The sequence below is a fragment of the Actinoplanes flavus genome, assembly GCF_017592555.1.
GTDB classification, from domain to species: domain Bacteria; phylum Actinomycetota; class Actinomycetes; order Mycobacteriales; family Micromonosporaceae; genus Actinoplanes; species Actinoplanes flavus.
Genome location: NZ_JAGFNS010000015.1, coordinates 30,073 through 51,285, shown reverse-complemented (window position 1 = coordinate 51,285; position 21,213 = coordinate 30,073). Strand labels below are relative to the sequence as shown.

Genomic DNA, 21,213 nt, shown 5'->3' with positions numbered 1-21,213 from the left:
GATGGAGCAGGTCAAAGACATCCCAGCGCTCGCCAACCAGATCGCCGAGACGGTCCGAGGGGTGATGCTCGACCTTCGGCCACGCCTCATCCACGCAGCGCTGACGGGCGAGCGTGGCGAGAGCGAAAACCTGCGGCATGAGGACAACTTCCTCTCCGAGCACGATCTGTGGATGCACCGCCGGTACCGGGAACTCCTGACTCCCATCCTCGGCTCGTTCGTCTACGCCTCGGAAGAGGCAGAGCCGGAGGTTATCGGCGACGACTCCGACCCTGACCTCTGTGTGCTCGTCGATCCGCTCGACACCAGCGAGCTGGCTGTGCGTGGCCTGCTCGGCTACACGCACGTCATGGTCTACTCCCGTGCTGCGGCTCAGCCCGTCATCGCGGTGGTCGGTGACATCTTCCATCACCTCCAGCTCTACGTCGGTGCACGCGACGACCAAGGCGTTGACCGGGCGTTCGTCATCACTGCGGACTCCCAGGCCTACGAGTTGAAGCAACGCTCGAAGAAGACGCTCCCGGAATCTCTGGTCACCAACTTCCTCATGCGTCCGGGCGAGCGGTTCATCCCGTTGTCCCGACAGAACCAGCTCATGCAGGCACTCGATACGCCAGGGTCGGACGGTAAGAGCCGAGGCCGGATCGGCGTGGACTTCGGATCCGTCAGCCTCTGCCACGTCGCAGCCGGCATGACCGAGTCCGTCATCGAGTTCGCCAAGGGTTTCGCCGTCTGGGATCTCGCGCCAGGGCACTACATCCTCCACGCCTCTGGAGGGACAGTGCTCGACCTCGAAGGCAAGCCGGTACCCCTTGACTACGGCTTCGACACCTTCTCGGAGGTCGCCAAGGCAATGGACCGCAGGCAACGGTTCGTGGCTGCTGGAAATCTCGACCTCGCCAAGGAGATAGTTTCAGCCCTCGAATAGCCAGGGTTGTAACGCTGTTCTCCCTGGTCGCATGCCAGTTGTTGAAGGTTCGAAACGACTCCAGAACCGTGGCAGATTTTCGGCTGCTATCACCTGCCGGTCGTTCGCCCTTGACGGCGGGGGTCATACCCCCTGTACGCGGTCACTGCCTCGACCCCTGTCGTCAACCGGGCCCTAGGCTCTTGGGAACGAGTGGATGTGAGGTAGTTCAGACGTTGAAGGTCTACGAGGCGCGGGTGCGTAGGTCCGGGGACTGGTGGTTCGTCGAGGTCCCCGGCGTGGACATGGGGTACACGCAGGCACGCAAGCTGGCCGATGTCGAGCCGATGGTGCGGGACATGCTCTCTCTCCTGCTCGACGTACCGGCGGACAGCTTCGCTGTATCCGTAAGCGAACCGGGGCGTGTTACGTAGAGCATGCAAGAAGCCTTCGTAGGGGTGTTCAAAAACGAAGGGTTTTGAGACGGCTGTTGGTTGGCTCGTTGAAGGCTCGAAACGCTGTCCATAACTCATCTCAAAACATGGCTCTCAGGCTTGAGGTTTCGAGATGAGTTATGAGACAGTTGGATCATGACGACGCACGCCGCTACCGGCACACTCCTTGGTTACGCCCGAGTCTCGACCAACGCCCAGGACGCGCAGCTCCAGCGCGACGCGCTCAACGAGGCTGGGTGTGCCAGGGTCTTCGAGGACAAGGCGAGCGGGAAGAACACGGACCGGGCTGGCCTCGCCGCCGCGCTGGACTGGGCGCGCTCGGGAGACACGTTATGTGTCTGGAAGCTTGACCGCCTTGGTCGCTCAGTCAAGGACGTGCTCACGATCGCCGACGACCTTCACGGGCGCGGCATCGGGCTACGCATCCTCACGGGCAAGCTCGCGGGTAACTACACGCCGACCGGCGAGGGCAAGTTCTTCTTCACGATGATGGCGGCGTTTGCTGAGCTTGAGCGCGACATCATCCGCGAGCGCACCCGGGCTGGACTGGACGCGGCCAAGGCTCAGGGGCGTACGGGTGGTCGTCCGTCTGTGGTGAACGAGGACATCCTCAGTGCGGCGCGTGCTCGGCGAGCCAAGGGTGAGAGCGTCAATTCGATCGCTGACGCGCTGGGAGTCTCCCGTCCCACCCTTCACCGTCACCTCAAGGCTGACGCGTCAGAGAGCGCGTGATGCGACGCAGTAATAAGGAGAAGCCCCGGCTCATTACCGGGGCCTCTCTGGGTTGCGAGGCCGCTGAGGCGGCCATGGTGGCTGGCTCAGCCAGGGACGCCGATGCCAGCCAAGGCCTGCTTGACCTGGACGATCGTCGGGTTCGTCATCACAACTTCGTCACCGCCGTTGGGGGGAACTATGCGGATCGTCGGCACGGTCTGGTTGCCTCCGTTGACGCTGCGCACGAACGCGGCCGAGGCCTCGTCCTGCTCGATGTCGACGACGTCGTAGGCGATGCCCTCGCGGTCGAGCTGCGACTTGAGGCGGTGGCAGTACCCACACCAGGACGTCGAGTACATGGTCAGCATCGGTCAGGGCTCCTTCGATCCAGGTCACACGGTGGTGCGTCCGACAAGCACAACACCCCGTACGGGTGTCATGATTCCCTACCGTGCGGACTGAAGGGGTGCTGGCCGGGCTGGATCCGGAACAGCGGACGGCGGTGACGGCACCCGCGGGTCCGGTCTGCATCCTCGCCGGCGCGGGCACCGGCAAGACCCGGGCCATCACCCACCGCATCGCGTACCGGACCCTCTCCGGCGAGATCAGCCCCCGGCACGTGCTGGCGGTGACCTTCACGGCGCGGGCCGCGGCCGAGATGCGGGCCCGGCTCACCGCCCTCGGTACGGCGGGGGTGCAGGCCCGTACCTTCCACGCGGCCGCGCTGCGGCAGGTCCGCTACTTCGCCCCGCGGCTGCTCGAGGGCCGGCAGATGCCCGAGCTGATGGAGAGCAAGGTGCGCGTCGTCGGTCTGGCGGCCGCGAAGGCCGGGCTGCGCACCGACCGGGCCGCCGCCCGGGACCTGGCCGGTGAGATCGAGTGGGCCAAGTCCTCCCTGGTCGAGCCGGGGGAGTACGCGGTGGCCGCGGCCAAGGCGCTGCGCGAGCCGCCGTTCGAGCCGGCCCGGGTGGCCGAGGTGTTCGCCGCCTACGAGTCGCTGAAGCGCCGCCAGGGTGTGATCGACTTCGAGGACCTGCTGCGTGCCGCGGTCTGGGGCATCGAGGAGCACCCGGACGTCGCCGAGCAGATCCGCGCCCAGTACCGGCACTTCGTCGTCGACGAGTACCAGGACGTCAACCCGCTCCAGCAGCGGCTGCTCGACGCCTGGCTGGGCGGGCGCGACGACCTGACCGTGGTCGGCGACGCCAGTCAGACCATCTACTCGTTCACCGGCGCCACCTCGGCGTACCTCATCGATTTCCCGCGTCAGCGGCGTGCCGCCGTGGTGGTCCGGCTGGTCCGGGACTACCGCTCCACGCCGCAGGTGGTGGGGCTGGCCAACGCGGTGATCCGGCAGGCCCGCGGCACCGAGGCGAAACTGCGCCTGGAGCTGGTGGGGCAGCGGCCGCCCGGTCCGGAGCCGGAACTCAAGATCTTCCCGGACGAGCCCGGCGAGGCGGTCGCGGTGGCCCGGCGGTGCCGGGAGCTGATCGCGGCCGGCACCCCGGCCAGTGAGATCGCGGTGCTCTTCCGGACCAACGCGCAGTCCGAGGCGTACGAGGAGGCGCTCGCCGACGCCGGGGTGCCCTACGTGGTTCGGGGCGCCGAGCGGTTCTTCGAGCGTGCCGAGGTGCGGCAGGCGATGGTCGCGCTGCGTGCCGCCGTGCGGTCGGTCCCCGGTGAGACCCCGCTCGTCGAGGCGGTCGTGGAGGCGCTCGCCGCCACCGGGTGGAACCGCCACCATCCCCCGCCGGGCGGTGCGGCACGCGAGCAGTGGGAGGCGCTCGCCGCCCTGGTCACCCTCGCCGAGGAGTACGCCGCCGAGCCGGAGATCCTGCCGATCGGTGAGGCCGGGCGGATCCAGCGGGACGTGTCGCTGTCCACCTTCAACGACGAGCTGGCCCGCCGTGCCGAACAGCAGCACGCGCCCACTGTGGCAGGAGTCACACTCGCTTCGCTGCACTCGGCCAAGGGCCTCGAATGGGACGCCGTCTTCCTGGTCGGTCTCGCCGACGGGACGCTTCCGACGACGTACGCGAAGACCGCTGAGCAGCTGGAAGAGGAGCGCCGCCTGCTCTATGTGGGGGTGACCCGGGCCCGTCACCTGCTCTGGCTCTCCTACGGCCAGTCCCGCGCCCCCGGTGGCCGGGCCCGCCGCCCCTGCCGGTTCCTTCCGCAGCTGGAACGTTCGATCACCAAGGAACGCACTCCGGTCGATGGAAGTCGGAAACCCGACCGGCGTCCGTTGCGGGTGTCCTCGTGCCGGATCTGCGGCGCCACCCTGCTGGCCGGCGCCGACCGCAAACTGGGTCGCTGTCCCACCTGCCCGTCGGACCTCGACGAGGACCTCTACGAGCGCTTGCAGGTGTGGCGTGCGAGCACCGCGGCGGAGCTCAAAATCCCTGCGTACGTGGTGTTCACCGATGCGACCCTGGTGGCCGTGGCGGAGCGCCGTCCGGCCGGCCCGGCGGAACTGCTGGCGATCGCCGGGATCGGCCCCCGGAAGCTGGGTCAGTACGGCGACGCGGTCTTCGCTCTGGTGGCCGGAGCGAGCCCAGATGATCTTGCGCCGAAAAACTTCGGAAACTAGTGCGTTAATTCGTTTGCCCTCCCGTGTAGGGCAGGCATAGCCTCAGGACACGTCTTGGCGAGCGGTTCGCTCGCTGGGGTTCTAGCCACGAGTGCAAGGTCATGGAGAGGGAGGTGGCAACGATGAAGCTCAACATCACGATGACGATCCCGTCGATGCTGCCGACTGCTGCCTGGCCTCTGTCCGCCTCACTGCCCGCCACCGCCGCTCCGTCGGCGCAGCTGGTCGCTGAGCGGATCCCGTCCGAGCTCGTCCGGGCCCTGCCGACAGCGGCAGCGCTCGTCCCGGCTCCGCGGGAGCACCAGGTCCGCGCCCAGGCCGAATTGGGCAAAGCGACCGTGGTGCGCATGGGTGGAAGCAACGGGACCACTGGCTTCAAGGGCAGCAACATCACCATCTCCAGCAAGCGCTACACGGATGGTGGCAGCGGTGTCCCGCCTCGAGGAAGGCCGGTCTGACAAACAGACCTCCGGCTCACCTCGAGGCCGCGGAACCCAGAAATGGGATCCGCGGCCTCAAATCTTTTCCGGCCCTACCCGGCCGGTGCACGACCCGAAACACGATCCAGAAGATCGAGAAGAAGAGAGAGGTGACCGGGCTTTATGAGTCTGGCGCTGGCCCCGATCGACGTGAGCGTCGACATCGAGGCGAACCTGCCCTGTCGGAAGTTCGACCCGGACCTGTGGTTCTCCGACTCCCCGGCCCAGCTCGAGCTGGCCAAGTCGCTCTGCGGGGACTGCCCGCTGCGCGCCGAGTGCCTGGCCGGTGCGGTCGACCGTGCGGAGCCCTGGGGTGTCTGGGGTGGCGAGATCTTCGAGCGTGGCGCCGTGGTTCCGCGCAAGCGGCCCCGTGGTCGTCCGCGTAAGGCCGACGTCGCTCGCGACGCCGAGCTGGCTGTCGAGGTCGAGGAGCGGCTCGCCGCGAACGGTCTCGACTCCCGCAGCTCGGTCCGTCTGGCGGCCTGAGATGCACACCCTCCCCACATCCGAGATCGAAATCCGAAAGCCGAGTAACGACATGAACCCGAGTGGAGCCCCGAAGATGAGACTCATCCAAGAAGCGTTGTCCCGTGCCCGAATGCGTCGGCCTCAGAGTGACCGTGCACCTGAGGCCTACCGCTCCGCCCGCCAGATCACCATGGACGCCCGCAGCAGGGCTTCCCGTGATCGCGGTGTCGGGCTCTGATAACCGACCTTGATGGAATGACGGCCCGTCCGCTGGTGCGGACGGGCCGTTTCCTCGATGCGACCGGCTTCTTCGATGCGACCGGTTTTCTCTATGCGACCGGGGCGAAACCCGGCAACCATTTCTCCAGGATCTCGCGATAGGACGCTTCCGCCTCGAGCTGGCAGAGCACCCCGATCGATCCCAGTGTCACCCGGTGGATGAGCAGGTAGGACGGTGGCAGGTTGAGTCGCCGGCTCAGCTGGTAGGCCGGCCCCCGGGGATTGGTCAGCCTCGTCGCCTCCGACCGCAGCCAGCTCCGGGTGAACCGGAACCGCTCGACCGACACCGGCTCGATCATCGGCAGGAGGAAGTCGAGCAGCGCCTGGGCGTCGAGATCGTCGGTCGACTTGACGAAGCCCTCGTCGCGCAGCCCGTCGACCACCGCCTGGGCCTGGCCGTCGAGGGCGAGCCGGACCAGCCGGCCGATCGGCTCCGGGTGGCCCTCGGGGAGCCGGGCGACCGCGCCGAAGTCGATGACGCCGAGCCGGCCGTCGGGCAGGACCCGGAAGTTGCCGGGGTGCGGGTCGGCGTGCAGGAGACCGGCCCGGCCGGGAGCCGAGAAGTGCAGGACGGCCATGAGCCGGCCCGCCTCGTCCCGCTCGGCCGGCGAGCCACCGGTGATCACCTCGGCCAGCGGGGTGCCGTCCACCCACTCGGTGACCAGGACGCGCGGGGCGGAGGCGACCACGCGGGGCACGAAGATCTCCGGATCGTCCCGGTACGCCTCCTCGAACGCCCGCTGGGTCCGCGCCTCCATCTCGTAGTCGAGCTCCTCGGTGATCCGGTCACGGAGCTCGGCCAGCAGCGGTTTCACATCGATGCCGGGCTGGATGATCTTGAACATGCCGGCCAGGCGGGAGAGCTGCTTGAGGTCGGATATCAGGGCGTCGCCGGCTCCCGGGTACTGCACCTTCACGGCCACCGGCAGCAGCTTCGGCTTCGCGTTCCGCCGGGCCGGCGGCAGTTTCCACACGGCCCGGTGCACCTGTCCGATGCTGGCGGCGGCGGCCGGGCTGTCGTCGAACTCGGCGAACCGGTCCCGCCAGTCCGGGCCCAGCTGCTCGGCCAGCGCCTTGTGCACGTTGGCCACCGGCATCGGCGGCGCGGCCTCCTGGAGCTTGGTCAGGGCCTGGCGATAGGGCCCGGCCATCTCCTCGGGCAGCGCGGCCTCGAACACCGACAGGGCCTGTCCGAATTTCATCGCCCCGCCCTTGAGCTGACCCAGCACGCTGAAGATCTGCTCGGCGGTGCGCTGTTGAATGTCGGCCGAGATGACGTCGGACGCGATGCCGACGGCACGTTTGCCGAGACCGAGGGCGGCGCGCCCGGCGAAACCGAGCGGAAGTGCGGCGAGCTTCGCCGTGCGGGAAGCGGCGCGGCGCGGTATGTCCGTCACCAGATCATTGTGACCGACGTCCGGTCCTCACCCGGCCCGCCGGAAGGTGGTTTGGTGGTTATGCGGTGAAGGTCCTGTGAAGGTTGGCCTCCGCCGACCTCGCCGGCAACCACATCGGGGGTGCGGCGGCCAGGTTCGGCGCCGGAACCGGCCGGCCGTGGAGATCTCCACGGCGGCGCCGATGGTCTCCGGAGTGGCCCCGTCCAGGAAGGCGAGCGCCTCACCGGTCGCGTAGGCCGTGGCCGCGAGCAGCGTGGTCACCGTGCACGGCTCGACCCCGTCCGGGGCGGCCGGGGCGGCGATCCCGGTCCAGTCGGCGTCCCGATCCCGGCGATGAAGGTCCAGGCAGTTCAGGCAGGGTGCGCCGGTGGCCGGCACGAGCGGCCCGATCACCCCGGCGCCGTCGCGCACCGTCACGGACAGATGCGGCTGACGGCGGGCCTCGTGCCCGGCCGCGACGAGGGCGGGCGGCTCGTCGTGGGCCAGCTGGATGACGAGCGAAGCGGGAACACGCCGGATCGGATGCACTCCGGTGCCCGGCACGATGCGCTCGAGCGCCGCGGTGACCGCCTTGTGACGAGGGCTGCCGACGTCGGACGTGAGCAGCGGGGTGCCGGTGATCTCGGCCGGCCCGACCACCCCGGCCAGATCCGGGAACACGTGGCCCACCCCGGCCTGGGCCAGCGCCACCGCGATGGTCGAGCCCAGCCGGCCCCGGCCGGTGAGCACCACGCGGGCCTCCCGGCGGCGGCGCAGGATCTGCGCGGGCGACGGGCCGGACCGGTCGGCGCCCGGCCCGCGGGAACGGGCGGCGCGGCTCAGCGCGAGAGCCGCGGCCTCGGCGGTGAGCCGGTCCCGGACGGCCGCGGGCAGCGCGGCGGGCAGCAGTGCGGCGGCGGGCAGCACCAGGCCCGCCTCGTGCAGCAGATCCAGCAGATCACGGGCGTCGGCCGGCGGGACGTCCAGCTCGGCGGCCCGGACCAGGACGAGCCGCTCGGCGCGGTCGCCGTCCAGCAGATCGAGGAGCCGGGCGGCCCGGGGATCGGGCAGCCGCAGCAGCACGGCGTGCGCGGGATCGAGCCCCAGCTGCAACTCGCCGGCGGTGCGCCAGAAGCGGGACAGCCCGGGGACCAGGGTCGGCCGAGGCAGCGGTGTCCGGTTCATGCATGACAGGGTGTCACTGCGAAGCTGCGCAGTGGTGATGTTATCCACAGGCCTGAGGACTACGACTACGGTTGTCCACAGGTTCGGGGCTAGTTATCCACAGGGCCGAGTGGGCCCTATTCACTCAACGTGTCTGAGTGGACACGGTTACGGCTGACCGCTCCGCCGGGGAGGTGGCCGTGGTGGCTCCTCCCCGGCGGAGGCGGCTCACGCCTTGGCCTTGCCCAGGATCCGGTTCATCGTCGTCCCGCAGACCGGGCACTTGCCCTTGGCCATGTTCATGCCGGTCTTGGAGACCTCCACGTTGCCCTGGAAGTCACGCTTCTCCTTGCACTTGACGCAGTAGCCGTTGTAGGTGGTTTCGGCCACGGTTCCTCCTCGTCGTATCGTCGGCCGCCCGGCCCGGTGCCTCTGTTCGCGGCGGCGGGCGCGAACCTCTCTGCGGCGCTGGACCGCAACGCGGCCACGCGGATGTGGCCACCCCTGTCCGGGTGGTCGTGTGCTCCCCGTCCGGGGCGCTCACTTACCCAGGTCAGAACGGTTCCATGTCAGCGCAGCGTCGGCGGTGTCGCCGACGACGTGAGTGTGCCGGTCCTAAGTACCCTTTATAGCCTCTTTTGCCCAGACACGCCGACAATTCTCATCGGAGAGGCATAAACCGGACAGGCAGGCCTGTTGAGTGCTTGAGTCGACGATGGTCTAGGTTGACGGATGTCACCGGTGTTGCCGGTGGGGAAATTTTTTTCGGGTATATGCGGGCGAAGTGCGCATATTCCGTGACAGTCATTGTCAGTACTCTTGCGGTGACCCGGGTGCGGCGGATTAGCGTCTCAACGTGAACCCGAATCTGGGCCGCGCGAGCCGGTAATGGCTCGCGCGCGCAAGCCTGTCGTGGAAGTGCGGCGCAGTCAGCGCCGGCGACGGACGGTGTCCGCTTATCGCGACGGCGAGCGCGTCGTGGTGCTCATCCCCGACCGTTTCTCCCGCGCGGAGGAGACGGAGTGGGTGGAGCGGATGCTCGCCCGGCTGGCCGCCCGCGAGGAACGCCTGCGGTGCACCGACGCCGAGTTGCTGGCCCGCGCCCGCCGCCTGACCAGCCGATACCTGGCCGATCACGCCGACCGGGTGGTGCCGGCCAGCGTGCGGTGGGTGACCAACCAGAACGGGCGCTGGGGATCCTGCACCCCCGACGACGCGACCATCCGCATCTCCCACCGCATCCAGGAGATGCCCGACTGGGTCATCGACTACGTCCTGCTGCACGAACTCGCCCACCTGGTCGTGCCCAGCCACAACGCCCGCTTCTGGGACCTGGTGAACCGCTTCCCCAAAGCCGAACGCGCCCGAGGCTATCTGGAAGGCGTCTCTGCGGCCGGCACGCTCGTGATGGCCGAATAACCCCTTCATCGGTACGCCTACGCGTCCCCCGGTCGGGACATTTTCGGCTCGCTGCCCACTCCCGGCCGCGGCGCGCCTGCGGCGCGAGGGGCCGGTCCCGCCCGGTGAGATCGCTGTGGTGGGTCACCCTCCCGGCCCCACTCCCGCTCGCGTCCCGCTTCAGCTGGCCGTGAGACAGCGCCGTGGGGTTGTTTCGGTGGCCGTGAGGCAGCGCTGACAGCCAGCTGAAGGTTCGGTTCTGGGGCGGTCGGCTGAGCGGAGGATGCGGGCACGACGGCGAGCGGTGGGTCGGTGTGGGGGTGGAAGGGGGCGCCGGTCGGTAGGGTGACGGCGTGACGCGGCGGGTGGTTGTGGCGATGCTGGTGCCGGTCCCGTGGAGCCCGCCGGGTGTCGACCGGGTCGCCTGGCGGACCGCGATGGCCGAAGACGTGGTCGACCTGCTCGCCCGGCTGGCCCAGGCGGAGGCCGCGATCGCCGCGGCGCCCGGGGACCGGGCCCTGGCCGAGGAGATCGCCTGGCCGGGGATGCGCATCTACGAGATCCCGGCGCCGACCGTGCTGCCGGTGCTGCGGGCCGCCGCGGAGGACGGTTTCGATCAGGCCGCGGTGATCGCCGCCGACGCTCCGGACGTGCCCGGGATGACGCTGGGCAAGCTGCTGCGCCCGCTCGACGGCAAGGCGGTCGCGGTGGCCCCGGGCGGTCCGGGTGGCGGCCTCTTCGGGGTGGCCACCAGCCTGCCCGCGCCCGCATGGCTGGCCGACCACGACCTGGATCAGGGGTCTGCCCCGGCGCTGCGGAAGACCGCGCCCGCCCCCGGCGAGGTCACCTCCACCCCGCAGTGGCGCCGTCTGCGCGGCCCGGCCGACCTGGCCACCCTCGACCCGGCGCTGGAAGGCTGGGAGAACACCCGCGCCCTCCTCGGCGGCTGAGGACGACGCACCCCGGGGCGCCCGGCCGGGCGCCCCGGGGTGACCTGCCTCGTCGGGTCAGTCCTCCTTCGGGCCGTCTTCGAGGCCCTCGAGCTCGCTGAGGTCCCAGTCGGTGCGGCTGCGCGCGAAGCCCTCCGGGTCGGCGAAGTCGTCGTTGGTGGGCAGCAGGTCGGGGTGGTCCCACAGGGCGTCCCGGCCGGGGATGCCGCGGTGCTCGGTGACGGCGGCCCACAGGGCGCCGGCCTCGCGCAGGCGGCGTGGGCGCAGCTCCAGGCCGACCAGGGCGGCGAAGGTCTGCTCGGCCGGCCCGCCGGCGGCCCGGCGGCGGCGGAACGCCTCGCCCAGCGCGGCCACCGACGGCAGACGGTCACCCGCCGCGGCGTCGACCACGTGGCCCACCCAGCCCTCGACCAGGGCGAGCGCGGTCTCCAGCCGGGCCAGCCCGGCCTTCTGCTGCGGGGTGTCCTCCGGCGTGAAGATGCCCTCCAGGGCCATCGCCTGCATCGACTCGGGATCGCTCGGGTCGACGCGGCTCATCGCCTCCTCGATGGCCTCCCGGTTGACGGTGATGCCGCTCGCATACGTCTCGACGGCGCTGAGCACGTGCGCCCGCAGCCACGGGACGTGCCCGAACAGCCGCTGGTGGGCGGCCTCGCGCAACGCGACGTACAGCCGGACCTGGTCCTCGGGAAGCTCGAGGCCGGACCCGTACGCCTTGATGTTGGACGGGACCAGCGCGGCCGTGCCGGCCGGACCGAGCGGAAGGCCGATGTCGCCGGCCGAGAGGACCTCGGCCGCGAGCTGGCCGAAGGCCTGGCCGAGCTGGCCGCCGAAGAGCGCGCCGCCGAGGGTGGCGACCATCGACTGCATCGGGCCGAGCTGGGCGCGGGCCTCCTCGGGAACGAGGTCGCCCATGGCGCCGACCATGCGGCCGGCGATCGGCTCGCACAGCTTCTTCCAGACGTCGAGAGTGTTGTAGATCCACTCGTTGCGGTTCCACGCCACGGACTTGTGGATGCCACTGGGAAGCGCGCACACCGGGTCGAGCCAGAGATCGGCGAGGCGGAGCGCCTCCTCGACCTGGTGGCGCTCCAGCATGTTCACCGCGGGGTCACCGGACGCCGAGAGCTGGCTGGCGGCGACCTGTCGAGCCAGGTCCCAGTTGACCGGGCCACTGCCGGGCGCGGCGAACATCTGCTGCAGCTGCGCCATGAACTGCTGCATCTGCTGCGGGTCGGAGGGGTCGGGCGGCTGAGCGCCCGGCAGGGAGAAGCCGAACGGGATATCAGGCACGACCCCAACGGTACGCGCGAAAACCCCGTAGCGGACTGAGGGAGGTGTCAGCTCAGAGAGAACTCAGAGAAGGTGGGTACGCTTCCGCGCATGAGACGTCGCGGTGTCACCGTCATCCTCGGCGCCCTGATCACCGCACTCCTGGCTGCCGGTGTCATGGTCGCACCGATGCCCTACGTGGTGCTCAAGCCCGGGCCCACGGTCGACACCCTCGGTTCGGACAACGGCACCGAGGTCATCCAGGTCACGAAGGGCGAGACCTCGAAGTCGGCCGGGCAACTGCGCCTGACCACCGTCAACGTGCAGTCACAGGTGGAGCTGGTCCAGGCGATCCGCAGCTGGCTGAGCGACTCCGACGCGGTGGTGCCGCGTGAGCTGATCTATCCGCCGGACCAGAGCGAGAAGCAGGTCCAGGAGCAGAACGCGCAGGAGTGGAAACAGTCGCAGAGCAGCGCCGAGACGGTGGCTCTGCGTGAGCTGGGTTACCCGGTGCAGGTCTACGTGGCCAAGGTCACCCCGGGTGGAGCGGCCGAGGACGTGCTGCGACCGGACGATGTGATCACCGCTGTCGACGGCACCCCGATCACCGACCGGGCCCAGGTGACCGAGCTGGTCCGGAGCAAGCCGGCCGGGTCCACGCTGACCGTCGCCTACACCCGGGGCGGGCAGCCGGCCACGGCGCGGCTCACCTCGCGCGCCGACGAGAAGGACGGCACGCCGCGGATCGGCATCGAGATCGACACCAAGCAGCCCAACCCGTACGAGATCGAGATCGACCTCGACAAGATCGGTGGGCCGAGCGCCGGCCTGATGTTCACCCTCGGCATCATCGACAAGATGCGCCCCGAGGATCTGACCGGCGGCCGGGTGATCGCGGGCACCGGCACCATCGACGACAGCGGCAACGTCGGCCCGATCGGTGGCATCCCGCAGAAGCTGGTCGGCGCCAAGAAGGCCGGCGCCGAACTCTTCCTGGTCCCCAGGGAGAACTGTGCGGAGGCGCTGAAGAACGCCGTGCCCGGCCTGCCGATGGCCGAGGTCGCCACGGTGGACGACGCGCTCACCGCGCTACAGGCCTTCACCTCCGGCAACACCCCGAAGCCGTGCTCGGCCTCGTGACGGGTGTGCCCGGAGTGACGAGACAGTTCTGCCGCGTATCGAAGCTGGATGCGACATCGTAAGGTGAAGAACCGGCCAGAGGAAGTGTGGAGCCAACGTGGTCATGCGTAACAGTCCTCTACCGAGGATGAGCCGGCGCGGTCGCGTCACCGTCGGCGTCCTGGTCGGGGTCTTCGTCCTATTCACGCTGCTCGGTTGGGGTATCGACGCGTACACCGACTATCTGTGGTTCTCCGAGGTCCAGAAGACGAACGTCTTCTCCGGAGTGCTGCTGACCCGCCTCGTCCTGTTCGTGGCGGTCGGTGCGGTGATGACGCTGATCGTCGCCGGAAACCTGTACCTGGCATACCGTCTGCGGCCGCTGCTGCGCCCGCACTCCGCCGAACAGGCCACCCTCGAGCGCTACCGGATGATCCTCGCACCCCGCCTGGGCCTGTGGATCGCGGTGACCGGCCTGGTCATCGGCTTCTTCGCGGGCCTCTCCGCGCAGAGCCGGTGGAGCGACTGGATGCTGTTCCGCAACGGCGAGCCGTTCGGCGTCCCGGACCCGCAGTTCAACGTCGACATCTCGTTCTACGTGTTCGAGTACCCGTGGCTGCGCTACCTGCTCGGGCTCGGGTTCACGGCCGTGGTGCTGTCGGTGCTCGGCGCGCTGGCGGTGCACTACATCTTCGGCGGCGTGCGCCTCCAGGGTGTCGGCGACCGGATGACCGGTGCGGCGCGCGCCCACCTGACCACCCTGGTCGCGGTCTTCGTGCTGCTCAAGGCGGTGGCCTACGTGCTGGACCGGCGGGCCCTGCTGCTGGAGAAGCACGTGTCGCCGGATCTCTACGGCGCCGGCTACACCGATGTCAACGCGCTGCTGCCGGCCAAGGAGATCCTCGCCTACATCTCCATCGTGGTGGCGATCGCGATCATCGTCTTCTCCAACGCGGTGATGCGGAACCTGGTCTGGCCCGGCGTCTCGCTGGCCCTGCTGGCCATCTCGGCCGTGGCGATCGGTGGCATCTACCCGTTGGCGGTGCAGAACTTCCAGGTCAAGCCCAGCCTCTCGGACAAGGAGTCGCCCTACATCCTACGGTCGATCGAAGCGACCAGGGCGGCGTTCGGGTTGGAGAACACCGACGTCACGCAGTACGCGGCACGCAGCGCCCGGCCACCGGAGACGCTGGCTGCCGACACCAGCGCGCAGAACGTCCGGCTGGTCGACCCGCAGCTCGTCTCCCAGGCGTTCACCCAGTCCCAGCAGCCCCGTGGCTTCTACGACTTCGGCGAGAAGCTCGACGTCGACCGGTACACGATCGACGGCAAGAGCCAGGACTACGTGGTCGGCGCCCGCGAGATAAACGACGACAAGCTCACCGCCCAGCAGCGCAACTGGATCAACCGGCACACCGTCTACACCCACGGCTACGGCCTGGTGGCGGCGCCGGCCAACCGGGTCTGCGGCACCGGCCTTCCGTACTTCGTCTCCGGCTTCCTCGGCGGCGGCGGACAGGGCCAGACCGACTGTGCCGAGGCGACCGACCTGATCAAGGCGGAGCAGCCGCGGATCTACTACGGCGAGCAGTCCACCGAGTACGTGATCGTCGGCCAGGAGGACAAGACGAAGAACGTCGAGTTCGACCGGCCGCAGGAGCAGAACGCCAGCAGCGGCGACGTGCTCTACACCTACGAGGGCAAGGGCGGCGTCGAGATCGGGTCGTTCTTCCGCCGGATGGTCTTCGCGATCAAGAACACCGAGAGCAACTTCCTGCTCTCCGACGCGGTCAACGCGGATTCCCGGCTGATGTACATCCGGGAGCCCCGTGAGCGGGTCGCCAAGGTCGCGCCGTTCCTCACCATCGACGGCGACCCGTACCCGGCCGTCGTCAACGGGCGGATCACCTGGATCCTCGACGGTTACACGACCGCGAAGACCTACCCGTACGCCCAGAAGATCAACCTGGCCACCGAGACGCGTGACGAACTGACCGGCACCGGCTCCTTCGCCCTGGCCAAGGACGACGTCAACTACATGCGCAACTCGGTCAAGGCGACCGTCGACGCGTACGACGGCACCGTGACGCTCTACGAGTTCGACGAGCAGGACCCGGTCCTCAAGGCGTGGAACAAGGCGTTCGGCGGCGACCTGATCGTCCCGAAGAGCCAGATCCCGGCGGCGCTCGCCGAGCACTTCCGCTACCCGGCCGACCTGTTCAAGGTGCAGCGCAACCTGCTCACCAAGTTCCACGTCACCGACGCGCGGACGTTCTTCTCCGGCGACGACTTCTGGCAGGTCCCGAACGCTCCGGACTCGCCGCAGAGCGGCAAGCAGCCGCCGTTCTACCTGAACGTCAAGCTGCCCGAGCAGGAGGAGACCCGGTTCCAGCTGACCTCCGGCGTCACCCCGGCCAACCGGGAGAACATGGCGGCCCTGATCTCCGGCTCCTACGTCGACGGGCAACCCAGGCTCGAGATTCTCGAGCTGCCGGACAACACGGTCGTGCCCGGTCCGGTCCAGGTGCACCAGCGGATGGTCAACAACTCCCGCGTCTCGAACCAGTTGACCCTGCTCACCCGTGCCGGTCAGGCCACGGTCCTCTACGGCAACCTGATCTCGCTGCCACTGGCCGACGACATCCTGTACGTCGAACCCGTCTACGTCCGGGACAGCCAGGCCAGCACCGCGCCGCTGCTCCAGAAGGTGCTGGTCTCCTACGGTGACGCCGGCAACTACGTCGTCCTCGAGGACAACCTCACCAAGGGCCTCGAAGCCCTCGCGGCCCTCGGCAAGGGCGCGCCCAGCACCGGCGGCACTCCGACGACGCCGACCACCCCGACGACCCCCAACCAGCCGCCCGGCGAGATCAGTGCCGAGCTGGCCCAGGCGGCCGCGGACGTCGACAAGGCCATCGAGGACCTGCGCGCCGCGAGGCAGGCCGGTGACTTCGTCAAGGAGGGTGAGGCGATGAAGGCCCTCGACGAGGCGATGGCCCGCTTCCAGGCGGCCAGCAAGCCCGGTGCCGCGCCGAGCGCGTCGCCGAGCCCGTCCACGGCCGCCAGCCCGTCCACCGCCGCCAGCCCGTCGGGAACGTCGGGCGGGTGACGATCGTCTCCGGGGGCCGTTTTGCGGCCCCCGGAGTCGGTGCGCTAGGGTTAAGAAACCGACGCGGGGTGGAGCAGCTCGGTAGCTCGCTGGGCTCATAACCCAGAGGTCGCAGGTTCAAATCCTGTCCCCGCTACGAGTGAAGAAGGGCCTGTGTTCGCGGAAACCGCGAACACAGGCCCTTCTCCTTTTCCCCGGCCTCTGCTGTGTTCCGCGCGGCGCTCTTTCCAGTACGGGCTACGCCGCCCCCGGCGATTCCTGCCCGTGTTGCGGCCTCCCGCGAACACCTGCCGGGTCGAGCCCGTGCCGCGACCCCGGGCCCAGCTCGGTGGTCCGGCTGGCTCTCAGCGCTGCCTCAAGGCCCTCAAAACGGCGCTCACGGCCAGCTGGGTGGTGGGCTGGGGTAGCGAGCGCGGTTGCTGGGTGGGTGGATCTCTTTGGCTGGGTGTGGCTCTTTCGAGGCGGCGCTCACGGCCGGCTGGGTGGTGGGTTTGGGCAGCGGGTGCGGTTGTTGGGTGGGTGGATCTGTTCGGCTGGGTGTGAGGCTGTTTCGAGGCGGCGCTCAGGGCCAGTTGGGTGGTGGGCTTGCGCGACGGGTGCGGTTGTTGGGTGGGTGGATCTCTTTGGTTGGGTGTGTGGCTGTTTCGAGGCAGCGCTCACGACCAGCTGGACCCGGGGACCCGTGCGGCGCCAGCCGCCCGGGTCGGACCGTGCGGCGCCAGCCGCCCGGTCAGGCTGGACCACGGAGCTCAGCCCGGTGGGCGCGGCACTGGCTGGAGCGGCAGTGGCTCGCGTGGAGCCGGCGGGGCGGCCAGGATTCGGCGGGGCGGGGGAGCCCGTACCGGAAAGGAAAGCGGGAGAGAAGCGCGTAGGCCGCGGCAGGGTCGTCGTCACGGCGATTCGGGGTAGCCATGGCTGTCCGCTTCACCTGGCGTCAGCGATGGTCAGGGCTGTCGGGTTCGTTCGGTGTCAGGGGTGGTCAAGGCTGTTGGGTTCGTTCCGGTGTCAGGGTTGGTCGCGGTTGTCGGCTTCATCCGGCTTTCCGCAAGCGTGACTCGGCGGCGCACCAACCGAAGCCGACAACCACGACCATCCCGGGTGCCCTCCTCCAGTGACTTGTGTCCGGGTGGTCGCGGCGGTCGGGTTCGGGTGGTGTTTGGGCTGGTCGTGGTGGGTTGGCCTGGTGCTCTGGCGTTGTGGGCGGGCGGCATCCGGGGGGTGGTGTGCGGGTCTCGCGGGGGACGGGCTAAGCTTTACCTACCGACGCGGGGTGGAGCAGCTCGGTAGCTCGCTGGGCTCATAACCCAGAGGTCGCAGGTTCAAATCCTGTCCCCGCTACCAACGGAAAACGCGGTTCGTCAGCAGACGGGCCGCGTTTTCCGTTTCTCCGGGGCTTGATCCGTTCGTTGTCCATTCCGGTGTGGGTGGGAAAGGCGCGAACAAGTGAATGCGTATTCGTTTCATGGGTGCCTCCCCTGTCGGAAAGTCGCCAGAGCCTCGTTCCCTTTTCATGATCGACATCAGTCGGTAACGCTGCCGTAACCCCTGCGCATCGTCGAAATCGCAGCTCAGTACGTTCCTGTGGGAATGCCATGAGAGTGGCCGCATTCGTGCCGCCGACCTGCCGTGGGTGCGTCCCCAATGGACGCAACCGATAGATCGGGCACTATGTCTTGGCCCGTTGGTATCCGATTAGTGGGCAGGAGGTGGCGACCACTTCGGATAGTTCGTAGGCTCGGGGCGACTCATGGGGGACAGAGACTTGCGGACACGACTCAACAGGAGACCCGCCTTCGGCCCGAGAGCCGTAGCTCCAATCGGTAGAAAGGGGCAGATAGGAAATATAACGGCGCTTCTACTTCCACCCGGCCGGCGATAGGGGCGCGCGTGGAATTTCATGTACTGGGACCGCTGGAAGCGGTCGTCGACGGTCATCGACTCGACATCGGCGGTAACCGTCAGCAGATCGTTCTGGCCAGTCTCGTTCTGGAAGCCGGAACGGTCATCTCCATCGACCGCCTGATGAAGGCGGTCTACGGCGAGAGCCTTCCCTCCAGCGCCCGGGTCCAGGTGCAGATCTGCGTCTCCGCGCTGCGCCGGCTGCTCGGCACGCACGGCCATCCCAAGGCCATCGCCACCCGAAATCAGGGGTACGTGCTCGTGCCCACCGGGATCGACATCGACCTGCACCGGTACGAACGGCTCGTTCAGGAGGCCCGGACCGCCGGCAACGCCGGTCGCCGGGAGGAGTCGACGGCCCGGTACCGGGAGGCGCTGGGCCTGTGGCGCGGTCAAGCGCTGGACGGGCTGGACAGCGAGCCGCTGCGGATGGTCGCCGACCGGTTCGCCGAACGGCGGCTCACCGTCAACGAGGACTGCATCGAGTACGACCTGGAGCTGGGCCGGCACCGCGAGGTGATCCCGGAACTGGTCGGACTGGTCGCCGCCCACCCCTTGCGGGAGCGGCTGCGCGGCCAGCTCATGCTGGCGCTCTACCGTTCCGGGCGGCAGGCCGAGGCGCTGGACGCCTACCGCGCGGCCCGCCGCACGCTGATCGACGAGCTGGGCCTGGAGCCGAGCGAGTGGTTGCAGCAGCTGGAACGCTCCATCCTCACCTCGGACGCCGACCTCAGCGCACCCGAGGCGGTCACCGTCGCCGCGCCGATCGCCGTACCGGGGCCGGAGGTGCCGTCGCTGGGCATCGTGGCCGGTGAGCCGGAGCCGATCCGGGCGCCTCCGGATCCGGTGCCCGCGGCCCGTCCCGGCCAGCCGGTGCCGTGCATGCTGCCCACCGACATCGCCGACTTCACCGGCCGCAGCCGGCAGATCGACGCGATCCAGTTGCAGCTGGCGATGGCCGCGGCGGACACCGACCAGCTGGCCGTGCCGATCATCGTGGTGGCCGGCAAGCCGGGCATCGGCAAGACGGCGCTCGGCGTCCACGTCTCCCACCGGCTGGCGTCCCGCTACCCCGACGGGCAGCTCTTCGCCGACCTGCACGGCCGCAGCTCCGACCGGGTCAGCCCGATGCAGATCCTGGAGCGGTTCCTGCGGACGCTCGGGGTGGCCGGCACCTCGATCCCGGACGGGCTGGAGGAGCGCGCGGAGATGTACCGCGGGCTGCTGTCCGACCGTCGCATGCTGGTCGTGCTCGACAACGTCGGCTCCGAGGCCCAGGTGCTGCCACTGCTGCCGGGCAATCCGCGTACCGCCGTGCTGATCACCACCCGCAGCCGGCTCGGCGCCCTGCCCGGCGCGGTGCACGTCGACATCGACGTGCTGGACCCGCCGCAGTGCCTCGACCTGCTGTCCCGGATCGCCGGCGACGACCGGGTCCGGGCCGAGCGGGAGGCGTCCGAGGCGCTGATCGAGCTGTGCGGACGGTTGCCGCTCGCCCTGCGGATCGCCGGCGCCCGGTTGTCGGCGCGCCCGCACTGGACGGTCGAGGACCTGGTCGACCGGCTGGAGAACGAGTCGCGCCGGCTGGACGAGCTCAACCACGGCGCGATGGGCGTACGGGTCAGCATCTCGATCACCTACGACAACATCAGCGAGCCGGCCCGGCGGCTGTTCCGCCTGCTCGCCGTGGTCGACTGCCCGGACTTCTCGGCCTGGGTCTGCGCCGCGCTTCTGGACGAGCCGTTGCCGGACGCGCACGACCTGCTCGACGAACTGGTGGACGCGCAGCTCGTGGAGACCGTCGGCACCGAGCACAGCCGGCACCGGCAGTACCGGATGCACGATCTCATCCGGGTCTTCGCCCGGGAGCGCCTGGCCGCCGAGGAACCGCTCGCGGAGCGGACCGCGGCGCTGCGGCGCGCGTTCGGCGGGATGCTCTATCTCGCCGAGGAGGCACACCAGAAGTTCAACGGGCAGGGCAATCCGCTGCACAGCCGGGCGGCGCGCTGGCCGCTTCCGCCCCGGGCCACCGATCGGATCCTGAGCGACCCGCTCGATTGGTTCGAACGGGAACGGCAGTGCATCGTGGCGGCGATCCGCCAGGCGGCCAAGGTGGGCGCCGCCGACTACTCCTGGGGGCTGGCGATCACCGCGGTCACGCTGTTCGAGTCGCGGGACTACCTCAGCGACTGGCGGGAGACCAACGAGATCGCGCTGGCCGCCGCTCAGCAGGCCGGCGACCGGTTCGGCCAGGCGGTGATCCGGTACTCGATGGGCTCCCTGAGCGTGGTGGAGAGCCGGCTCTCCGACGCACGCCGGTACCTGGACGACGCCGTGGCGCTGTTCGAGGCGCTCGGCGAGGAGCACGGCGCCGCGGCGGCGAACCGGCACCTCGCCTATCTGGACCGGATGGACGGCGAGCTTGGTCAGTCCTACCACCGGTACGAGCAGGCGCTCACGGTCCTGCGCCGGGTCGACGACGTGACAGCGACCGCGCACGTCCTACACAACATGGCGCAGGTCGAGCTGGATCGCGGGGAGCCGGCGAAGGCCACCGCCCTGCTCGTCGAGTCGCTCGAGGTCAGCCGCCGGTCCGGCAGCCGGCGTATCGAGGCGCAGGCGCTGTACCGGCTCGGTCAGGCCCATCTCCAGGCCGGCGACGTGCACGAGGCGGTGGCGGTCTTCAACGACGTGCTGACCGCGACGCGGGATCTCGGCGATGTGATCGGCGAGTCGTACACGCTGCTCGGACTGGGCGCCGCGCACCTGGCGGGTGGGGACCACGCGGCGGCCCGGGTGGCCCTCTCCACCGGCCGGGAGCGGGCGGCCACCAGCGGCAAGCCGATTCTCGAGGCGAGATTCGAATACCGGCTCGGCGAACTGGCGCTCGCGAGTGGGGACCGGGAGACGGCGATCACCCATCTGGAACGGGCCCGGGGCATGTTCCGCGAGATGCGCGCCCCGGTGCTGGAGGAGAGCGTGCTGACCATGCTCGCGCGGGTGAACGGGCGATGCAACATCGGTTGATCGGTCC

Annotated in this window: 16 protein-coding genes and 2 tRNA genes; 13 read left to right on the top strand and 5 right to left on the bottom strand. The window is 69.3% G+C overall.

What is annotated here, in order from left to right; translation table 11 throughout:
* The first annotated feature begins 1 nt into the window (after position 1).
* From J5X75_RS22785 to J5X75_RS22775, 3 genes are all read left to right on the top strand, one after another.
* Entirely contained in the window at positions 2 to 928 is a 927-nt protein-coding gene (locus tag J5X75_RS22785; protein ID WP_208469524.1) for an inositol monophosphatase family protein, read from the top strand.
* Positions 929 to 1,143: 215 nt separating this feature from the next.
* A complete protein-coding gene (locus J5X75_RS22780) occupies positions 1,144 to 1,341 on the top strand; it encodes a hypothetical protein (protein WP_208469523.1) in 198 nt (65 codons plus the stop codon).
* 156 nt (positions 1,342 to 1,497) lie between these two features.
* Positions 1,498 to 2,094, top strand: a complete 597-nt coding sequence (locus J5X75_RS22775; RefSeq protein ID WP_208469522.1) for a recombinase family protein — start codon at positions 1,498 to 1,500, stop codon at positions 2,092 to 2,094.
* An 86-nt stretch (positions 2,095 to 2,180) separates the two neighbouring features.
* Here the strand turns inward: J5X75_RS22775 and J5X75_RS22770 are convergent, their stop codons facing one another.
* Positions 2,181 to 2,444, bottom strand: coding sequence for a mycoredoxin (locus J5X75_RS22770; protein ID WP_208469521.1), 264 nt, complete (start codon positions 2,442 to 2,444; stop codon positions 2,181 to 2,183).
* 83 nt (positions 2,445 to 2,527) lie between these two features.
* Between J5X75_RS22770 and J5X75_RS22765 the strand changes: the two genes are divergently transcribed.
* From J5X75_RS22765 to J5X75_RS22755, 3 genes are all read left to right on the top strand, one after another.
* Complete coding sequence (locus tag J5X75_RS22765; RefSeq protein WP_208469520.1) at positions 2,528 to 4,666, top strand: ATP-dependent DNA helicase UvrD2; 2,139 nt, start codon at positions 2,528 to 2,530, stop codon at positions 4,664 to 4,666.
* Between the two features lie 122 nt (positions 4,667 to 4,788).
* Complete coding sequence (locus J5X75_RS22760) at positions 4,789 to 5,124, top strand: hypothetical protein (protein WP_208469519.1); 336 nt, start codon at positions 4,789 to 4,791, stop codon at positions 5,122 to 5,124.
* Positions 5,125 to 5,268: 144 nt separating this feature from the next.
* Entirely contained in the window at positions 5,269 to 5,631 is a 363-nt protein-coding gene (locus J5X75_RS22755) for a WhiB family transcriptional regulator (RefSeq protein ID WP_188119735.1), read from the top strand.
* A gap of 311 nt (positions 5,632 to 5,942) precedes the next feature.
* On the opposite strand, the gene J5X75_RS22750 is transcribed toward J5X75_RS22755, so the two are convergent.
* From J5X75_RS22750 to J5X75_RS22740, 3 genes are all read right to left on the bottom strand, one after another.
* Positions 5,943 to 7,289, bottom strand: coding sequence for an ABC1 kinase family protein (locus J5X75_RS22750; RefSeq protein WP_208469518.1), 1,347 nt, complete (start codon positions 7,287 to 7,289; stop codon positions 5,943 to 5,945).
* Between the two features lie 27 nt (positions 7,290 to 7,316).
* The gene (locus J5X75_RS22745) at positions 7,317 to 8,453 is read right to left on the bottom strand and encodes a hypothetical protein (protein WP_208469517.1); all 1,137 of its coding nucleotides are present in this window, start codon (positions 8,451 to 8,453) and stop codon (positions 7,317 to 7,319) included.
* A 207-nt stretch (positions 8,454 to 8,660) separates the two neighbouring features.
* A complete protein-coding gene (locus tag J5X75_RS22740; protein WP_183217047.1) occupies positions 8,661 to 8,822 on the bottom strand; it encodes a DUF5679 domain-containing protein in 162 nt (53 codons plus the stop codon).
* A 498-nt stretch (positions 8,823 to 9,320) separates the two neighbouring features.
* Here J5X75_RS22740 and J5X75_RS22735 point away from each other — a divergent pair, with 498 nt between their 5' ends.
* Together J5X75_RS22735 and J5X75_RS22730 are read left to right on the top strand one after the other, a co-directional pair.
* Entirely contained in the window at positions 9,321 to 9,851 is a 531-nt protein-coding gene (locus tag J5X75_RS22735) for a M48 metallopeptidase family protein (protein WP_188119731.1), read from the top strand.
* Positions 9,852 to 10,183: 332 nt separating this feature from the next.
* On the top strand, positions 10,184 to 10,780 hold the full coding sequence (locus J5X75_RS22730; RefSeq protein WP_208469516.1) for a hypothetical protein: 597 nt from the start codon (positions 10,184 to 10,186) through the stop codon (positions 10,778 to 10,780).
* A 57-nt stretch (positions 10,781 to 10,837) separates the two neighbouring features.
* On the opposite strand, the gene J5X75_RS22725 is transcribed toward J5X75_RS22730, so the two are convergent.
* Positions 10,838 to 12,004 carry a zinc-dependent metalloprotease gene (locus tag J5X75_RS22725; protein ID WP_238488933.1) on the bottom strand — a complete coding sequence of 389 codons (1,167 nt, stop codon included), beginning with the start codon at positions 12,002 to 12,004 and terminating at the stop codon, positions 10,838 to 10,840.
* A 159-nt stretch (positions 12,005 to 12,163) separates the two neighbouring features.
* Between J5X75_RS22725 and J5X75_RS22720 the strand changes: the two genes are divergently transcribed.
* The 5 genes from J5X75_RS22720 to J5X75_RS22700 all read left to right on the top strand — a co-directional run bounded on the left by J5X75_RS22720 (position 12,164) and on the right by J5X75_RS22700 (position 21,206).
* Entirely contained in the window at positions 12,164 to 13,192 is a 1,029-nt protein-coding gene (locus tag J5X75_RS22720; RefSeq protein ID WP_208469514.1) for a YlbL family protein, read from the top strand.
* A gap of 127 nt (positions 13,193 to 13,319) precedes the next feature.
* Entirely contained in the window at positions 13,320 to 16,280 is a 2,961-nt protein-coding gene (locus J5X75_RS22715; protein ID WP_238488916.1) for a UPF0182 family membrane protein, read from the top strand.
* Positions 16,281 to 16,342: 62 nt separating this feature from the next.
* Positions 16,343 to 16,416 (top strand) — tRNA-Met (locus J5X75_RS22710).
* Positions 16,417 to 17,544: 1,128 nt separating this feature from the next.
* Positions 17,545 to 17,621: transfer RNA gene (locus tag J5X75_RS22705), tRNA-Met, on the top strand.
* A gap of 546 nt (positions 17,622 to 18,167) precedes the next feature.
* Positions 18,168 to 21,206, top strand: a complete 3,039-nt coding sequence (locus J5X75_RS22700; protein ID WP_208469512.1) for an AfsR/SARP family transcriptional regulator — start codon at positions 18,168 to 18,170, stop codon at positions 21,204 to 21,206.
* Positions 21,207 to 21,213: the final 7 nt, after the last annotated feature.